The sequence below is a fragment of the Collinsella sp. AM17-1 genome, assembly GCF_003470665.1.
GTDB lineage: Bacteria > Actinomycetota > Coriobacteriia > Coriobacteriales > Coriobacteriaceae > Collinsella.
On sequence record NZ_QRJZ01000009.1, the window covers coordinates 34,849 to 53,279 of the forward strand.

General features: G+C 61.7%; 16 protein-coding genes. 8 read left to right on the forward strand and 8 right to left on the reverse strand.

Annotated elements, in window-relative coordinates; genetic code table 11:
* Positions 1-40 precede the first annotated feature (40 nt).
* Positions 41-1,603: a cation:proton antiporter gene (locus DW195_RS05795; protein ID WP_118206123.1), complete on the reverse strand. Its 1,563-nt coding sequence runs from the start codon at positions 1,601-1,603 to the stop codon at positions 41-43.
* A gap of 184 nt (positions 1,604-1,787) precedes the next feature.
* Here DW195_RS05795 and DW195_RS05800 point away from each other — a divergent pair, with 184 nt between their 5' ends.
* Both DW195_RS05800 and DW195_RS05805 read left to right on the forward strand, forming a co-directional pair.
* Positions 1,788-5,534 (forward strand): phosphoribosylformylglycinamidine synthase, encoded by a 3,747-nt coding sequence (locus tag DW195_RS05800; protein ID WP_118206124.1) that lies wholly within the window; start codon positions 1,788-1,790, stop codon positions 5,532-5,534.
* A gap of 99 nt (positions 5,535-5,633) precedes the next feature.
* On the forward strand, positions 5,634-6,569 hold the full coding sequence (locus DW195_RS05805; RefSeq protein ID WP_118206125.1) for a DMT family transporter: 936 nt from the start codon (positions 5,634-5,636) through the stop codon (positions 6,567-6,569).
* Positions 6,570-6,759: 190 nt separating this feature from the next.
* Here the strand turns inward: DW195_RS05805 and DW195_RS05810 are convergent, their stop codons facing one another.
* From DW195_RS05810 to DW195_RS05825, 4 genes are all read right to left on the reverse strand, one after another.
* Positions 6,760-7,902 (reverse strand): diguanylate cyclase, encoded by a 1,143-nt coding sequence (locus DW195_RS05810; RefSeq protein WP_158567905.1) that lies wholly within the window; start codon positions 7,900-7,902, stop codon positions 6,760-6,762.
* Between the two features lie 190 nt (positions 7,903-8,092).
* Entirely contained in the window at positions 8,093-9,115 is a 1,023-nt protein-coding gene (locus tag DW195_RS05815) for a 2-keto-3-deoxygluconate permease (RefSeq protein WP_118206127.1), read from the reverse strand.
* A 150-nt stretch (positions 9,116-9,265) separates the two neighbouring features.
* The gene (locus DW195_RS05820) at positions 9,266-9,589 is read right to left on the reverse strand and encodes an AzlD domain-containing protein (RefSeq protein ID WP_035137063.1); all 324 of its coding nucleotides are present in this window, start codon (positions 9,587-9,589) and stop codon (positions 9,266-9,268) included.
* Complete coding sequence (locus DW195_RS05825; RefSeq protein ID WP_118206149.1) at positions 9,579-10,496, reverse strand: AzlC family ABC transporter permease; 918 nt, start codon at positions 10,494-10,496, stop codon at positions 9,579-9,581. Before DW195_RS05825 ends, DW195_RS05820 begins: the two co-directional genes overlap by 11 nt.
* On the opposite strand from DW195_RS05825, the gene DW195_RS05830 reads away from it, so the two are divergent.
* A complete protein-coding gene (locus DW195_RS05830) occupies positions 10,398-11,210 on the forward strand; it encodes an HD domain-containing protein (protein ID WP_089573318.1) in 813 nt (270 codons plus the stop codon). The two genes, DW195_RS05825 and DW195_RS05830, sit on opposite strands and share 99 nt — an antisense overlap.
* On the opposite strand, the gene DW195_RS05835 is transcribed toward DW195_RS05830, so the two are convergent.
* From DW195_RS05835 to DW195_RS05845, 3 genes are read right to left on the reverse strand one after another with little or no spacing between them, the layout of a single operon-like run.
* A complete protein-coding gene (locus DW195_RS05835) occupies positions 11,207-12,412 on the reverse strand; it encodes an electron transfer flavoprotein subunit alpha (protein ID WP_118206128.1) in 1,206 nt (401 codons plus the stop codon). The two genes, DW195_RS05830 and DW195_RS05835, sit on opposite strands and share 4 nt — an antisense overlap.
* Positions 12,413-13,228, reverse strand: coding sequence for an electron transfer flavoprotein subunit beta/FixA family protein (locus DW195_RS05840; protein WP_089573320.1), 816 nt, complete (start codon positions 13,226-13,228; stop codon positions 12,413-12,415). It lies immediately after the preceding gene.
* A 2-nt stretch (positions 13,229-13,230) separates the two neighbouring features.
* A complete protein-coding gene (locus DW195_RS05845; RefSeq protein ID WP_118206129.1) occupies positions 13,231-14,832 on the reverse strand; it encodes an FAD-binding oxidoreductase in 1,602 nt (533 codons plus the stop codon).
* A 346-nt stretch (positions 14,833-15,178) separates the two neighbouring features.
* Here DW195_RS05845 and DW195_RS05850 point away from each other — a divergent pair, with 346 nt between their 5' ends.
* The 5 genes from DW195_RS05850 (at position 15,179) to DW195_RS05870 (ending at position 18,379) form a co-directional block, all read left to right on the forward strand.
* Positions 15,179-15,475 carry a hypothetical protein gene (locus DW195_RS05850; RefSeq protein ID WP_089573322.1) on the forward strand — a complete coding sequence of 99 codons (297 nt, stop codon included), beginning with the start codon at positions 15,179-15,181 and terminating at the stop codon, positions 15,473-15,475.
* Complete coding sequence (locus tag DW195_RS05855; protein WP_099431401.1) at positions 15,472-15,981, forward strand: hypothetical protein; 510 nt, start codon at positions 15,472-15,474, stop codon at positions 15,979-15,981. The genes DW195_RS05850 and DW195_RS05855 overlap by 4 nt, the downstream gene beginning before the upstream one ends.
* A gap of 90 nt (positions 15,982-16,071) precedes the next feature.
* Positions 16,072-16,665 (forward strand): hypothetical protein, encoded by a 594-nt coding sequence (locus tag DW195_RS05860; protein WP_117645729.1) that lies wholly within the window; start codon positions 16,072-16,074, stop codon positions 16,663-16,665.
* Positions 16,666-16,714: 49 nt separating this feature from the next.
* A complete protein-coding gene (locus DW195_RS05865) occupies positions 16,715-16,930 on the forward strand; it encodes a hypothetical protein (protein ID WP_147325188.1) in 216 nt (71 codons plus the stop codon).
* 18 nt (positions 16,931-16,948) lie between these two features.
* A complete protein-coding gene (locus DW195_RS05870) occupies positions 16,949-18,379 on the forward strand; it encodes a hypothetical protein (protein ID WP_118206130.1) in 1,431 nt (476 codons plus the stop codon).
* Positions 18,380-18,431: the final 52 nt, after the last annotated feature.

Sequence of the window (18,431 nt, forward strand, 5' to 3'; positions counted from 1 at the left end):
CCGTCCTCAAACGGGAATGTCACCTCCGCACCAGCGTCGGCTATTTGCCGTCGTCCTCGTCGGCTTCTTCATGCGCATAAAGCTCCAGCATGCGACGGCGGTACTCATGCACGGCGAGCTTGGCGCGCTCTAGGCGGCGGCGCTCACGCGGAGTCAACTTGGACGGGTCAATCTCGTCGCCATAGGTCTTCTCGGCAAGCAGGTGCGCCGCGTCCACGATGCGGGCATCGATGTGGCCGCTCGCTGCCTCGGCGGAAAGACGCTCAGCAATCGTATCGAGCGTAGGCAGGCCCTCGAATACGCGACCATGTCCATGCGAGGTCAGCAGCTCGTGCTCGCGTGCGAGCAGGCTCGCCAAATCGTGATGGGCGCGCAGGATGTCGAGCGCATCGGAAGGATGCTCGGCAACCTCCGCCACGGCGGCGACCGGCGCGGCATCGACCACGCGGTAGAAGAGCTGCGCGAGCAGTGGCATCAGGAACACCGTGATGGCGCCGGCTGCCACCATAACCGAAGCAACACCCTGTGATAATGCGCCGGCGTTGACGGCGACGCTCGTCACGGCGACGATAATCGGCAGCGCCGTGGTGCAGTAGAGCGCTACGGTAATGCGGCCGTGGGCAGAAACATCGCGCGTCTTGGGGCAGATGCCCATGGAGACAACGATGGGCACGGCACGGATAACCAGCAACGCCATGATAAAGCCCACGAGCAGGCCGGGGCGCGATGCTACAGCCGTCAGGTCGATCTTGGCACCCGAAACGGTAAAGAACACCGGGATCAAAAAGCCATAGGCAAGGCCATCGAGTTTAAGCTCGAGCGTATGGTTGCCCTCGGGGATGATATAGCGCAGGACAAAGCCCGCGGCAAAAGCGCCCAACACGATATCGAGGCTAAAGATGGCCGAGAACGCCACGAGCGTGACCAGGATGAGCACGGTCAGGCGCACGAAGGTCTGCGACGTGGTGTCGGCGCGCTCCTCGACAAACGCAAAGAAGCGGCTGCCGACGCGCCTGGAACGACTTGGGACCACGGCCAACAGCACGCAGACCACCGCAAACAGGCCAAGAATCACGAGCGTCTGGATGCCGGTGCGAGCAGACAGCAGCACCGACATGGCGAGCACGGGCCCGAGCTCGCCCCACGTACCATAGGCAAGAATCGAATCGCCGACGCGCGTCCCGGCAAGCGACCGCTCGCGCAAGATGGGCATGAGCGCCCCAAGCGCCGTCGAGGTCAACGCCAGCGTCACGGCGATGCCATCAAAATGACTGACCGAGAACCACGGGGTAAAGCGCACGGCAAGCCAGGCGATGCCAAACGTGACGACCCACGTCGCCATGCCGTAGCGCCCCTCGATGCCCGTGATGTTCTTGGGATCGATCTCAAAACCGGCAAGCAGGAACAAAAAGGCCAGGCCGAGCTCGGACACGAGCGAGACCTCGGCATCCACATGGATAATGCCGAGCATATGAGGTCCCAGCACCGCGCCAAACACGAGCAAAAAGACCGTCTCGGGAACGGGTTTTCCGGGAATCGCCGAGGCGATGAAGGGGCTTGCAAAGGCCACGAGTGCGATGATGGCGAGCGAAACAAATGCCATGTGATGCCTTTCTCTTGTTTGCGCTCCACTGTAGCACCCTCGCCGTCCTCAACGCGCCACGAGCTGTCGTATCATAGTGAGGTTTAAAAGTATGTGGCTCAAGGCGACCGCGAGGCTTGCCCCGCAAACCGACCGCTGCCGCATACCGCACCGTACGCCCAACCGATCAGGAAGGCAGGAACCAATGGTCTCTCGTATCTACGTGGAGAAGAAACCCGGGTTCGACGTCGAGGCTCAGCAGCTCAAGGGCGAGCTGACCGAGATCCTCGGCATCAAGGGCATCGAGGCCCTGAGGATCATCAACCGCTACGACGTCGAGGGCATCGACGAGGAGCTTTTCCGCTCCTGCGTGCCGACCGTCTTTAGCGAGCCCCAGGTCGATGTGACCTACGACGAGCTCCCCGCAAGCGATGGCGCCGTCTTTGCCGTCGAATTCCTGCCTGGCCAGTTTGACCAGCGCGCCGACTCCGCCAGCGAGTGCGTGCAGCTCATCAGCCAGGGCGAGCGCCCCGCCGTGCGCTCCGCCAAGGTCTATATGATCTCGGGCGCCCTGGACGAGGCCGCCATCGATGCCATCAAGCACTACGTGGTGAACCCCGTCGAGGCCCGCATTGCCTCACTCGACCTACCCGAAACGCTATACATGGAGACCCCCGAGCCCCAGCCCGTCGAGGTGCTCGACGGCTTCCGTAAGCTCGACGAGGCCGGCCTTGCCGCCTTTATCGCCGATCGCGGCCTTGCAATGGACGAGGCGGACATCGCCTTCTGCCAGCAGTACTTCCGCGATGAGGACCGCGACCCCACCATCACCGAGATCCGCGTGATCGACACCTACTGGTCCGACCACTGCCGCCACACCACCTTCGGCACCGTCCTGGACGACGTGACGATCGACGACGCCGTGGTGCAGCAAGCCTTCGACCGCTACATGGAGATGCGCCACGAGCTCGGTCGCGACGCCAAGCCCGTCTGTCTCATGGACATGGGCACCATCGGCGCCAAGTACCTTAAAAAGACCGGCGTCATGACCGATGTCGACGAGTCCGAGGAGATCAACGCCTGCACCGTCAAGGTGAAGGTCGATGTCGATGGCGAGGACCAGGACTGGCTGTTCCTCTTTAAGAACGAGACCCACAATCACCCGACCGAGATCGAGCCCTTCGGCGGTGCCGCCACCTGCGTGGGCGGCGCTATTCGTGACCCGCTCTCGGGCCGCAGCTATGTGTATCAGGCCATGCGCGTCACCGGCGCCGGCGACCCCACCGTCCCGGTTTCCGAGACGCTCGAGGGCAAGCTGCCGCAGCGCAAGCTCGTGACCACTGCCGCCGCCGGCTACTCCAGCTACGGCAACCAGATCGGCCTTGCCACCGGTCAGGTCAACGAGCTCTATCACCCCGGCTACGTGGCCAAGCGCATGGAGGTCGGCGCCGTCGTGGGCGCTACCCCGGCAAACCACGTGCGTCGCGAGTGCCCCGCCCCCACCGACAAGATCATTCTGCTGGGCGGCCGCACCGGCCGTGACGGCATCGGTGGCGCCACCGGCTCCTCCAAGACCCAGAACACCGAGTCGATCGAGACCTCGGGTGCCGAGGTCCAGAAGGGCAACGCCCCGGTCGAGCGCAAGCTGCAGCGTCTGTTCCGCCGCGGCGACGCCTGCCGTCTGATCAAGCGCTGCAACGACTTTGGCGCCGGCGGCGTCTCGGTCGCCGTGGGCGAGCTTGCCGACGGCCTGTATGTCGACCTTGATACCGTGACCAAGAAGTACGACGGCCTGGACGGCACCGAGCTCGCCATTTCCGAGTCCCAGGAGCGCATGGCCTGCGCAGTTGCCGACGGTGACGTCGAGGAGTTCATGGGTTACGCCGCCGAGGAGAACCTCGAGGCGACCGTTATCGCCGAGGTTACCGCCGAGCCGCGCATGCGCATGGCCTGGAACGGCGTCGCCATCGTCGACCTGTCCCGTGAGTTCCTCAACTCCAACGGTGCGCCCAAGCACCAGGTCGCCCACGTCTGCGCCCGTAGCGTGTGGCAGCCCAGCTGGGCCGGTACCACGCTTGCCGAGCGCATGACCTCGCTTGTCACCGACCTCAACGTCGCCTCCAACAAGGGCCTTTCCGAGCGCTTCGACTCCACCATCGGCGCCGCGACCGTGCTCATGCCCTTTGGCGGCAAGACGCAGCTCACCCCAAGCTCGGCCATGGTCGCCAAGTTCCCCGTGGACGGCGAGACCACCACGGCGAGCGCCATGGCATGGGGCTTCAACCCCTATCTGATGGAGGCCGACCAGTTTGCGGGCGCCTACCTGTCCGTGGTCGAGTCCATCGCCAAGCTCGTTGCCGCCGGCTTTGAGCACAAGCGCACCTACCTCTCCTTCCAGGAGTACTTCGAGCGCCTGCGCACCGAGGCCGAGCGCTGGGGCAAGCCCATGGCTGCCGTCCTGGGTGCCCTTATGGCCCAGGTCGACCTGGGTGCCGGCGCCATCGGCGGCAAGGACTCCATGAGCGGTTCGTTTGAGGACGAGGCCGGCGAGCTCAACGTTCCGCCGACCCTGATCAGCTTCGCCGTCGCCGTGGGCAAGGCCGCCCGCGCCGTCTCGCCCGAGTTCAAGGGCCTCACGCACCGCGTCGTCCGCATCGCCCCCGCCACCTACGGCGAGGATTACCGCCCCGATGCTCAGCAGCTGCTCGCCGCGTTTGACGCCGTCGAGGCACTCACCGCCAACGGCAACGCCCTGGCCATCTCCACGCCCGGCTACGGCTGCGGCGCCGAGAGCCTCTTTAAAATGTGCGTCGGCAACCAGATCGGTATCGAGCTTGCCGAGGATGTGGACGTGGAGAGCCTCTTCACCCCGCTCTACGGTAGCTTTATCGTCGAGCTCGCCGATGACGCCGAGCTGCCCGAGGTCGCCGACGGCGTTGTCGTCGAGCCCCTGGGCACCACCGTCGAGGGTTATGTCATCGACACCGGCTCCGAGGTCATCGAGCTCGCCGAGCTCCAGGAGGCCTGGGAGAGCGGCATCGAGGGCGTCTTCGCCTACCGCAGCGCCGGCGAGACCCCCGAGGTCGAGACCATCGACTTCCGCGCCAAGGATATCCACGTGTACGGCGGCGCCAAGATCGCCCGCCCGCGCGTGATCATCCCCGTGTTCCCCGGCAACAACTGCGAGTACGACAGCGCCCGCGCCTTCCGCGCAGCCGGTGCCGAGGCCGACACCTTCGTGATCAACAACCTCACGCCCGAGGCCGTCGCCGAGAGCACCCACGAGCTTGCCCGCCGCATCCGTGCAAGCCAGATTGTCATGATCCCCGGCGGCTTCTCGGGCGGCGACGAGCCCGACGGCTCCGCCAAGTTCATCACGGCGTTCTTCCGCGCTCCCGAGGTCACCGAGGCAGTCCGCGACCTGCTCAAGGCCCGCGACGGCCTGATGCTGGGCATCTGCAACGGCTTCCAGGCCCTGATCAAGCTCGGCCTGGTGCCCTACGGCGACATCGTCGACGCCACGCCCGATGCGCCCACGTTGACGTTCAACACCATCGGTCGCCACCAGAGCCGTCTGGTGCGCACCCGCATCTCGTCCAACCTGTCCCCGTGGCTGTCGCAGTGCAGCCTGGACGACCCCTACACCGTCGCCATCAGCCACGGCGAGGGCCGCTTTGTCGCCAATGACGAAGTGCTCGCCCAGCTGATCGCCAACGGCCAGGTCGCCACGCAGTACGTGGGCGAGAACGGCAAGCCCAGCATGGATCTCTCCGTCAACCCCAACGGCTCCGCACTCGCCATCGAGGGCATCACGAGCCCCGACGGCCGCGTCCTGGGCAAGATGGGCCATGCCGAGCGTCGCGGCGACAACCTGTACCGCAACGTGCCCGAGCATGTCCCCGGCGATAAGTTCATGCCGATCTTTGAGAGCGGCGTAGCCTACTTCGCTTAAAGCTTTCCCATCGGGTACAATCCCCTCGGGTAATAACACCCGCCACCGGCACACCCGGTGGCGGGTTCTTTTTTGCTTCGCGCATACAGGAAGGACACCATGGAAAGCCGCAAGCCGTATCTCGCCACCCTACCCGGACTCATCCTGGGCTGCCTTGTTTGTTGCGCGCTCTGGGGGTCGGCTTTCCCCTGCATCAAAATCGGCTATGCGCTCTTTGGCATCCCCGCGCACGATAGCGCCTCGCAGCTGCTCTTTGCGGGCTTGCGCTTCACGCTTGCCGGCGCCCTGGTTATCGTTGGGATGAGTGCGGCCCAACGCCGCCTCCTCATTCCGCAGGCTCGCGACATCAAGCCCGTCTTTGTCTTGTCGCTCTTCCAGACTATCGGGCAGTACTTCTTTTTCTATCTGGGCCTCTCGCGCGCCAGTGCCATGTCGAGTTCCATCATCGAGGCCAGCGCCAACTTCCTCGCAATCCTCTTTGCCGCCCTGGCATTTCGCACCGAGAAGCTCAATTCGGCCAAGGTGCTCGGCTGTGTGCTGGGCTTTGCCGGCGTCGCGCTCGTCAACCTCTCGGGCGCAGATGGCACCTTTGGCTTCAGGCTCGATGGCGAGGGCTTTATCCTAGCCTCCACGGTTGCGGGCGCCCTGTCGACCTGCCTCATCGGTATCTTCTCGCGCGAGCATGACGGCGTCCTGCTCGCCGGCTGGCAGTTTTTAGTCGGTGGCCTGGTCCTTACCGCCATCGGGTTTTTAATGGGCGGCACGTTATCCCCCACCGCAATCGCCCCCGCTATCGCACTCATCATTTATATGGCACTTATTTCTGCCGTCGCGTACTCGCTGTGGTCCCGCCTGCTCGCCGTCAACCCCGTCAGCCGCGTTTCGGTCTTTGGCTTTATGAACCCGGTCTTTGGCGTAGCGCTGAGCGCGTTGCTGCTCGGCGAGGGTGCTGGCACGAGCCCCGTTACCGTCATCGTTGCCCTGCTCTTGGTCTGCGGCGGCATCATCATCGTCAACAAACCCAAAAAAGCCTAGAGAGCTCACCTTTTTAGGGAGAGCCTTCACACACTTTAGCTTAATGGAATGCACTGGTTCTCGTTGATTTCGCACCGAGTCGCGGCGGCAGACGCCCGTCTTGCCGCACCGCGCCTGGGCATTATGACCGGTGGCCCCCACAAACGCAAAAGGGGCGCACGACCATCGCAACGGTCGTGTGCCCCTTTTCCTAGCGTATCTGGGCGCCGGCTTTCTTCTTTTCGTGCTTTACACGGTAGAGCTCCGCATCGGCGGCGCGAAGCAAGTCTTGCCAGGTATCGACGCCATCACCAACCCGTGCGTAGCCGATGGACATCCGCAACAGATACGGAACCTCGGCGCGCGCGAGCTCATCGTTGATTGTCGCGCACAGATGCATGATATCCTGTTCCGCCACTGCCTTTTGGAGCACCACGAACTCATCGCCACCATAACGTGCGATAAAGCCGCCAGACGCCGAGCAGACTTCTTTGAGCGCAGCGGATATGACCTGAAGAGCGTGGTCGCCCTCCACATGCCCATAGCGATCGTTAATCTGCTTAAAGCCGTCGGCGTCCATCATAAGCAGATATACATCTTCGGCCTGATCCACATTTGAGAAGAGCGACAGCATATAGGTCTCAAAACGGTTGCGATTGTTAAGTCCAGTCAACGGGTCGGTCGAGATGAGCTGCTCCTGGTAGATGATGTAGAGCAGCAACATGCTAATCATTATGCCGACACAAAGGCCGGGCAGCGAGTATACGACCTGAAAGGTACCGCCCACCAGGGCCGGAATGGCGAAAAATGCCAAGGTTCGATAGATGGCCTTCGTCTGCAGGCTCTCGACCCTGCGAGATTGCACAAATGCATGCAGGGACGTATGTATAACGTAACAGTAGCTGACGATGGGCTGGATCATATAGGCAAAGCCGCGACGATACACGCCCTGCGAATCGATATAGAACAGGGCGTGCGTCCAGTAACTGGTAAACGCCAGCACGACCACCAGAGCCGTAGGCAACGCTACAAGCACCACCCTATAGCGCGAGGTCAAAAGGCGAGAGCCCTGCACCGTCTCGGAATAGATAAACCAAATGAGACACGCGATAGCAAAGAGCGAAAACGAAACCGCGTTGGAAATCCAGTTGGCAGCAATACCCAACGTGCCGTCCACACCGTCCGAAAGCGTCCAGATCATATCGAATAATATGTACGCGGCAGAGGTGTAGCCAAGCATGCTAAACAATAGCTGCTGGGTGCTCGAGAGCAAGGAGCGACGACTTCGCACGGCAAGCCCGATAAGAACAATCATGCATAGCACGAATATCTCAATCTTGAGTGCCTTAACCACTAGCGCCATCCCTTCAATACCCAAGTGGTCAGAATCGCCCAATTCGAATCAGGGCAATAAACACCCCTTTACTCCGCAGGGGTAAAGGGGATAATAGCAGAGCGCCCGAACATCACTGCAAAACAGTTTCTGTTCGGGCGCCCATACGGCGCGAATTGCACACGCCGGCATCATTGATGGGTATCGATTGCTACTCGCCATCGATGTCAGTCGCGACAGCCTCCTCGATGGCCTCGACACCGGCGAGCGACAGATCCTCCTTGCCTTGGCAGAACTTCTTGTCGACCCAGCCAGTCAGAATCGGAGCCATGATCGCCGTGATGATAACGGCGGTGGCGATCTGAGCGTACGCGGTGGGCGCAAGCTCGGCGTAGCGCGGTGCGACCTCGGCGAGGGCAACCGGTGTGGTCATAGCCGTGCCGGCAATGGTGGAGCAAGCCACAGCGGCCTTGCCATTGCCGCCGCACAGACGCTCGAACGCAAAGGTGATGGGACCGACGACAAACAGCGTGACAAGGCCCAGCAAGATGCCGGAAATACCGCCGGTGATAAAGCTCGACAGGCTCATGGACGCACCGAGCTGAAATCCGATGACGGCAATCGCGGGATTGGCACCGGGAACCAGCAGGTTCTTGATAAACGGGAACAGGTTGCCCAGAACCATGCCAATAACGAGTGGCAAGATGGAGCCGATAATGGTGCCAATTGGAATGTTGGCGAGGCCGGAAACACCGAGGATGATCATCGTGACGGCGGGGCCAGCCGTAAAGAACAGGATACCGACGGCGCCCTGCTCGGACTCATCGCCGAACTCGCCCATGATGCCCGTATAGAGCGCCATGTTGCAAAACGTGATGCCGCCGATGATAGACACGGAGCTCAGACCCAGGAAGTTGTCGTTAAAGAAATATGCCACGCCCAGGCCGAGAGCCGCTGCGACGACCAGCTTGGGGATCAGCACGACGATACCGGTCTTGATGGCACCCGGCGTGGACTTAAAGCTGATGCCGGCGCCCACAAACAGCAGGATCGCGGCGACGATGGTATTGGAGCCACCGCGGCAGGCAGCCGTAAAGAAGCCGCCGATCTCAAAAACCTGCGGGCAGAAGGTGTTGAGCAAAAGACCGACGATCATCGGATAGATCATGATGTCGCCCGGGATGCGCGGGACCTTGAATTTCTTTTGCTCGTTGGCGGTTGCTTCCTGTGCCATGAAACCCCCATTTCCGCTGACGGGGTACAAAAGCCCACGTCACGCTTTGCTACAGTAAAGTTTGACCATGGTACCAGAAGAAATAGACCAGCTCGGTGAAAAATCCGACGAGTTGGGATGGAACGAGATTCGGCGCCCGCGACGCCACCCCTATATAAGGCTCAAGACAATATAGAGTACGATGCCCGAGACGCAGCACCACAGCATCGATTTTGTCTTGACCGCCACGACCACGACGCCGGCGGCCGCAATCCAGGGAACCAAGGCAGGCCAGAGTCCCGCGTCGAACGCGCCGGGGCTCACCAAGTCGTTGGCGACCAGCGCGGCAAAGGCGGCGGGCGGGATATAGCCCAGGGCCTCGGTAATGCGGGGCGACAGGGTCCGCCCGCGCAAGGCGAACGCCGGCGCGATGCGAAAGAACGCGATAGCAGCCCACGACGACAGCCACAGAACCAAGAACTCGTTAACGGGCATCGCGGGCACCTCTTCCGTCAAGTACAGCATCGCACGCCAACGCAATGGCCATGCCGGCCACGACGCTTGCCGGCACGGCAATATTCGTGAGGCCCAAGAACTTGCATACGGCGACGGACACCGCGCCCGAAACCGCCGCGACAACGTTGCCGCGCGACAGCCGCTGCGAAAAGAGCAGGCAGATAAAGAGCGAGGTGCAGACAAAGGATGCAATGGCGGTGGGAACATCGACAACGGCGCCGACGATGGCGCCCATCGTACACGAAACGCCCCATGTTGCGATGAGAATCACGTTGAGCACAAAGGACTCGCGCGGGCCCCAATCCTCCCCTTCAACCAACTTGGCAAGCGAGATGCCATATGCCTCCTCGGTAAGTGTCGCGGCAACAGCCAGCGTCTGACGCTTCGAGGCACCCGTCAGATGCGGCGCGATCGATGCCGAGTAAAGCGCAAAGCGCGAGGAGATGGCAGCAACGCTCGCGACGATCGATGCTGCAGGCACGCCCGCCAGCCACAGGTTGCAGATCATAAACTGGCCGCTGCCCGTCACAAACGTGCTGCTCAGGGCAAAGACCATCCAGGGTTCCATTCCCGTCTGCCCCATGATCATTCCGCACGGCGCGCCTATTGCAACATAGGTAAGCATCACCGGCCAGACGGTTTTAAAGATCCTAAGGACCATGCCACTCCCATTCTGGTAAGTCGTCTGCAGCGCACCTCGCAACGCAGCAGAAATATCAACCGGTGGCAATAAAGTTCGCCTACAATTGCCACCGGATCGAAAGACACAACTTTTTAGGAAGTCATTATGACAGCTATCGATCGAGACCGGGCGCGCGCAGCCTTCAAAAGCTACACCGATGCCTACGACGCCACCAACCCACGCATCGCGCTCAAAATCGAGCATACGTACCACGTGGCCGAGGCATGCGATGCCGTAGCGCGCGAGCAGGGCTGGTCGTCAGATGATATTGACTTGGCATGGCTTTGCGGCCTGCTGCACGATATAGGCCGCTTTGAGCAGCTGCGACGCTGGGACACCTTTAAGGACGCCGAGAGCATGGGCCATGCAGCGCTGGGCATCGAGGTCCTCTTTGGCGAGAATCCCGCCGATGCACCCGCCGTGACGAGCGTCCGCGACTTTATCGATGACCCGGCAGAAGATGAGCTCATCCGAGCGAGCATTGCCTATCACAGCGATTTCCGTCTACCCGCGCAGCTCGACGAGCGCACGCGGCGCTTCTGCGATATCGTGCGCGATGGCGACAAGATCGACATTATGCGCACCATCGCCGACAGCACCGTCGACACCATCCTCAAGGTGGATGAGGACACGTTTCTCGCCAGCCACTTCTCGACACCGGCGCTTACCGCCTTTGACGAGCATCGCTGCGTCGCGCGTGACGAGCGCAACGAGCCGGCGGACTACCTGGTGGGGCTCATCTGCTTTATGTTTGAGCTCGTCCATCCGGCAAGCCGTGCACTGGCGCGCGAGCAAGGCGATATCTATCGCCTGCTCGACGCGCCCTTTGGCATTACGCGACCCTTTACCGACCCCGCCGCGCAGGCAACCTGGAGCCGCCTTAAGGACGAGCTGCGCCGCTGGCTGGCAAGCGCTTAGCACTCGAGCTGAGTCAGCAGTTCCTCAACGATCTCAACGGCATCGCCGACGACCTTGTACCGGGCGGCACCGAAGATGGGGGCATCCGGGTCCTCATTGATGGCGACAATGCACTCCGCCCCACCGATGCCGGCGAGATGCTGGATAGCGCCCGAGACACCGATGCTCACGAGGAGCTTGGGCGAGACCGATACACCCGTCTGGCCAATTTGGTGGCGATACTCCAGCCAGCCGGCCTCCACCACGGGGCGCGTGCAGCCAAGCTCGGCACCCAGAGCCTCGGCAAGCTTTCGCATCAGCGGTAGGTTTTTCTTGGAGCCGATGCCGCGGCCCACCACGACTAGACGCTCGGCATCGGCAATTGAGGCCTGCTGTCCCCACTCCTCGGCGGGAATCGAGATCTCGACACGGGCCTTAACGTCATCCGCTAGCACTACCTGGGCAATCGTGCCGGAGCGGCTATAGTCAAACTCGGGCGCCTTAAAGATGCCGGGGCGCACCGTTGCCATCTGAGGACGGTGGTTGGGGCAGATAATGGTGGCCATCAGGTTGCCGCCAAACGCCGGGCGCGTCTGCTGCAGCAGACCCGTCTCCGTATCCATCGAAAGCACCGTGCAATCGGCCGTAAGGCCCGTCTGCAAGCGCACGGCCACACTGGGCGCCAGCTCGCGACCAAAGGCGGTCGCGCCGTACAGAATGGCCTCGGGCTTGCGCTCGGCTACCAAATCGCAGATCAAGCGGGCGTAGACCTCCACGTCGTTCTGACGCAGGCGCTCGTCACGACAGACCAGAACTTCGTCCGCACCGGCGCAAATCAGATGCTCCAGGTCCCCGAGTGAGCCCTCGGGGCTCATGCCGACCAGTGCCACCAGACGGCAGCCGCGGGCATCGGCAAGCTCGCGCCCCTTGCCCATGAGCTCGAAGGCCACGGATGCAACGGCATCGTGCTCGTCAGTCTGCACGAAGATCCAGATGTCTCGATATGCGTCAAGGTCTGCCGCGCCGGCGGCCTCGTCGCGCTCAATCGAGATGGCGTTGACGGGGCAGGCGTCGACGCACCCACCGCACAGGATACAGCCGTCGGTTACGCGGACGCAGCGATTGGGGCGCTCACCCTCCACCACAATGCCGCCCGAGGCGCAGGCGCGAACGCAGCGACCGCAGCCGATACAGGCTTCGCTATCGATAATCAGCCCGCTCATCTATGCCATCCCCTCGATAATCTTGGCAAGTTTTACCGCCTGCTCGGACGCCGTTCCCTCGACGGCCTCGCACGTTTGGTCACGGTCGGGCACAAACGAGCGCACGACCTGCGTCGGTGATCCGGCAAGGCCGCAACGCGAGGGGTCGGCGTTTACGTCGGCAGCGCTGGCCACGCGCACGTCTGCATCCTCGGCCGCGCGAATACCGGCAATACTCGGCATGCGCAGCTGGCCAATCTCCTTGGCAGTCGTCATCGCACACGGCATCTCCAGGTACACCGTCTCCTCGCCGGCATCGCAGCCGTGAACGAGCGCCAGCGAGCCACACGTCGTAAATCCCGCGCTCTGCACACAGCTCACGTCGGTCACGCAGGGGACCCCAAAGGCGCCGGCCAGCTCGGGGCCGATCTGGGCCGTATCGCCGTCCACCGCCATCTTGCCGCAGATGAGCAGGTCAAAGTCCTCATCGAGTGCCTCGATGCCGCATTTGAGGGCATAGGTGGTGGCTAGGGTATCGGCGCCCGCAAAGGCGCGATCGGTCAGCAGCAGCGCGTCGTCGGCACCGCGGGCGATGCAGTCGCGCAGCAGCGATTCGGTCGCGGGGATGCCCATCGACACCACCGTCACACGCACGTCCATGCCAAAGCCGATAAAGTCGTCCTTCAGCGCCAGCGCGCATTCCAGAGCGCTTGCATCGAAGGGATTAATGACCGCCTGCTTGCCATCACGCACGATAGTATTGGTCTTGGGGTCCATCTTGACCTCGGTGCTTCCGGGCACCGCCTTGACGCACACCACCATATGGAAATCACTCATCTTCACGCGCCCCCTTTCTGGACGAGTTCATCCAAGAGCTTCTCCGTAAACAGGTTGCCGCGACCCAACTGGCCGGCAGGATCGAGCTGGAGTTTGAGGCGCGCCGACTCGACCATGGCCTCGTGGCCGTACATCGTCTCCAAGAAGCCCGCCTTGATCTTGCCGACGCCGTGTTCGGCAGAAACGGCACCGCCCATGGCCGTGACCTCGGAAGCCCACTGGGCAAAGAGCTCTCCACCACGACGGTAGTCTTGCGCATCGCGCGGCAGGATGTTCACATGCAGATGGTTGTTCCCGATGTGTCCCCAGGCAGCAGACTCAAGCCCGCTTTCGGCCAGCGTGCGGCGATAGAGGGCCATGACATCGGCAAGGCGTGCATTGGGCACCGACATATCCGATCCCAGCTTGGTAATGGTGGGGTCGGTGCGGCGACGCTCGTCAATGAGCATGTTGACGCTCTCGGGCACCGCGTGGCGGAAGAACCGCTGGCACTCGCGATCGACTTCGGTGCGGGCGACCCATGTCGCATCGTCGCGGCCGCCCGCAAACTCCAGCACCCATCCAAGGTGGTACAGCTCCTCGGTCGCCTGCGCCTCGTCATCGCAGTCGAGCTCCACGTAGACACAGACCTTTGCCTCGTCGTCGAGCGCCGGCAGCGAGGCAAACGCTGTCGACTGCTCGCGCTGGCGACGTAGAATATCCAGGGCGCCAGCATCGAAGTACTCGATGGCAGCCGCATGGGACAGGACAGGGCGCACGGAATCGGTAAAGGACACCGCCTTGTCCTCGCTATCGAAAAAGCAACTCACACCCCATACGACCGAAGGTGCCGCCTGCAGGGCGATCTCGAGCTCGGCAATGACGCCGAGCGTGCCGCACGCGCCGATAAAGAGGTCGATGGCGTCCATATCGTCCGCAACGAAATAGCCTGAGGCATTTTTTGTCTCGGGCATGGTATAGCCGGGAAGATCGAGCTCGAGCGTACGGCCCGCTGCCGTCACGAGCGACAGGTGGCGGTCCTGGGCAAAAGCCTCGCCGCGCTGAAGCTCAAGCAAATCGCCATCAGCCAGCGCGACGTGGAGTCCCGTGATATGCGGGCGCATGGGACCGTAAGCGTAGCTGCGGGCACCGGAGGCGTTGCATGCCGCCATGCCGCCCAGACAGGCAGATGCCTCGGTGGGATCGGTGGGAAAGAACTGCTCGGGGGACTCTTGGAACTCCTCGTAGGCCTCAAGCGATGCCTGGTCCCAACCAGCGGTCGGCAGTACCTTCTTGCTCAGCTGCTTACGCAGCTCCGAGAGCACAACGCCCGGCTCCACGCGCAGCAGAAATTGGCCTTGTTCATCGCGGCGAAGGCCCAAGTAGCGATTCATACGGGAAGTATTGAGGATATGCCCACCGTGGGGCACGGCACCGGCGGCAAGGCCGGTTCGGGCGCCCTGAACCGTTACCGGGACACGCTCGGCATGGAGCGTTTCCAAAATGGCACGGACCTCGTCTTCCGTTGTCGGAAACGAGATGCTCGATGCTTCGCCCGATGCACGAGATTCATCGCGGCCATACTCTTCGAACTCATCGGTGAAGGGTTTAATGGTTGCAGACACGCGAACTCCCCCTTTAGCTAACTACAGTGTTTGCAGGGAGATGTTACCGCATCGTTTCGTCGACGTGTTCGAGACCGTCTCCATAATTGGCGATTTTTACGTTTGTGCAATTCGGCGAACGGCAAGGCTTCCTCGGCAGACGATGCTTTTGACACATATCGCCCCGCCGTCGCCGACCGCTCGATTGTCGCTCGAAAAAAGTTGAAGTAATTTTTTCCACCTTTTACCTGCGGAGATGTCAATCCGTCAAGCATTTGGTCAGAAATTGGTCAAGTAGCGGCTGATACGGTCGGCGTCGACAACCAAAACCGATAGAAGTTTTGGCCCCAGAAGCAGGGAGGTTCCCATGGCATATTACTGGCCCCAGTACGGCGTCGCCATCGAGGTCGACGACGATCCCTATCTCCTGCCTTTCGACGAAGAGGCGTTCCCCGATACGGCGGTCTACCACGTCACCACCGATGTTATCTGCGACCCCGAGTCGTTCTCGGCGCTCGCCCACCACATCGCGCGTATCCACGACATCGAGCTCCCTCACGACTTTGACGAGCTCATCTACTCGCGCCGCCTGATGCTTCACATGCTCTTTGGAGCGGACCCGTCCACGTTCGCACGTGTCTACACCACCAAGGACGCCGCATGAGTGCGAAGAAGCCGCCCCGCCTCGCAGGACTGGGGCGTCGCAAGAAACTCGTCGTTGTCTGCCTGGCTATCGTCTGCGCCCTCATCGCCGTAGGGCTATACGCCTGGCAGTCGCAGCCCGTGCCCGAAGCGGGCGCCTCAGTCACGACGGCAGAGGGCAAATCGCGACAAGAAATCCAAGATGAGCTCGATGCCATCGTCCGCGACAACATGATGACGATTTCGGTCGCGCCGGTCGCTCAGCTACAGGAGGACGGCAAGCTGCGCGTCAACGTGCAAAACGTCCAAGACAATAAATTTCCCCAGCGATTCCGCGTCATCCAAAACGACGAGACCATGTACGAATCCGGTGTGGTCGAGACCGGCAAGACAATCGAGACGTGCCCCGCCGGCGACATCAAAGAAGGCGAGGCATACATCGAGATCCAGGCACTCGATGCCAAGACCCTCGACAGCCACGGCAATCCGACACGTGTCAAGGTACGGGTTGAGCAAGCCGAGAACTAGCTTTTTCGGCCGACGCGGCACCGCACGCAATTCACCAGCATTCGTCCAATCATCGCGGGGACGGCCCGCGGCGAATAGAAAGGAACGACCATGGACATCACCAGGAACATGAACGGAGCCAGAGCGCTCGTCGTGGGCGCAGGGCTCGCGCTCGCAATGGGCGCCGCCCCGACGCCAGCTCTGGCAGCCGGGCGCGTTGGAACCACGAAAGTAATGGTCAGGACCGAGATCGACAACGTGGAGTTCAAAGTTCCGACGGTTATTCCCTTCGTCGCCAAGGCCGACGGCACGCTTCAGGGCCCCTCAGAAGACGCGACCACCATCGACAATCATTCGGCCTACGGCATCCATGTCACCAACATGAAGATCGACGCCATGAACACCTGGACCATTGCCGCCGACGCCAAGGCCGGAACCGCGCAGAATTCCATCGACTTTAAGGTCGGCCCCGACGGTGCACTCCAGAACGCCAGCGCCGCAATGCAGGAGACGGGCCTCGATCTTTCCAAGAATGCAGCCTTCGACATGGGCTACCAGGGCATTGCCGGCGGCACGGACAAAATTAAGCTCAAGACAAGCGGAAACGTCGCCCGCGTCACGCGCGACATCTTCCGCGTAACCGGCGAAGGCGATCAGGTTGCAACGATCACCTGGACGGTCGAGCCCGGTGCGCACACGGCATAAGGCCGTCGCCCTGGCCGCCGCCGTCAGTATCCTAGCGTTTGGGCCAGCCATGGCCTTTGCCCAGCAAGAACAGGCGCAGGCCGCCACGCAAGTGACGGTCGACCTCTCGGAGCTCGACCGCGGCAACTGCAAGGAACCGTTGGCACAGACAGACGACAGACGATGGCTCTTGGCAGCAGGCGCCACGGCAGCAGGCGCGGGAACCGCCGGCCTCGGTCTGCACATCAAACGCAGCCAGAAACGAAACACGGACAGGCCGCACTAAATTAGCTAAGGAGACCCCATGGCATCGAAGAACCTTTTGCCCGTCGTCGCACTCTGCGGCGCGCTCGCAACCGGAACGCCTGTCGCCGCTTGGGCGACTCCCGTCATGGCAGATTCCTTACCAGCAGCCCTAAGCTCCGCACCAAATCCGTCGAGCGCCATTGCGTGCAAGCGTTTTTCGATCGCACAGGCCGCAATCTCAACCTCGGGATGCCTTCGTCGTAATACGGACGGCTCGATAGTCGTGGATATCAATCGTTCGAACAAGGCAAACGGCTCCCAGGCGGGGTGCGCCGTCTGCACGTGGCGCTCGATTGTGCTCGATGCAGATGGCGATCCGTGCGATTTGGGGTTGCGCATCGATATCGCTTCGGTCGATGACTCGGCGAACGGAGCGAAGGTCGCCTTCGACGGTGCGTTTTTCGAGAAAGGAGGCGGTATATGTCTGGGCTACGCCGCCGCGAATGCAGACGACACGCAGCCCACCCTCTCATTCACGGCATCGCTGCGGCTGACCAAGGCGGGCACCGATGCCATCGCGGCGGGAGAAGCATCCCTGCTGTTCTACGCCGCCAGTACCGAAGACACAGACATTCATTTCGAGAAGCCGGCCGGATCGCTCAGCCTTACGCGCGGGACGGAGGCAGGCCCTATTGCGATCGATACCCACACGCTAGGCAGGCAACGCATTCTTGCCGACCCGGCGCTTCTCGAGATGGAGTGGAACGGATCCGGAGCCGTCGGGATTGTCCCCTCCGCGCTTGACGCCAAGACGCTCCCCTCAAACGACGAACCCATCAACGCAACCATACAAGAAGAGAGCACGGACAAAGAAGCAGGTGCGGGCGACACGCCGTCGCCGACAAACAGCGTCCCAGCTTCTTTCGAAGCACCGAATGGGCCCGCTACCGGTCCAAACGATCCCGAGCTCGCGGACAGTCTGGGGCTTGCTGATCCTCAGGAGATCGATGAAGGTAACTGCTGCGTGCTTGCCGCCCTCGACCACACAGAGGTCATCGATGCTGCAAACATCGAAGTTGCCGCCGCCAATCAGCCCGTCCGCAAGTCGGCCATCATCGCATTTCCCGAATCCATCGAAGTCGTCTATTTGCCATCGGGCGAGGTCGTGGCCCCAACGCTGCTCACCTTGTTGGGCGCCAAGAATACTCGAAACGAAATTAAAAAGGTCACGGTTGTCGACCCTGCAACCACCGCTAAACTGCGTCTATACGCCGTTGCCCCAGACGGAGGCAAGACCTTGGAATTCGATGGCGACACACTTCTAGCCTGGCGACGTCTGGACATTATGCAAGACGTCTCGTATCAGATCGAACTCGAAGGGTTTGATCGTGCCCGCGATGCCAATATTATCGCCGCGGCTATTGAATCCCCGCAGCGGCTTATGACACTGCGCTTTGACTACTACCCCTATGTCCCGACAACCACCTGAGGCTTAAATGCTGCGCATCATTCCTAATACCACTTATATAACGTATTAGATG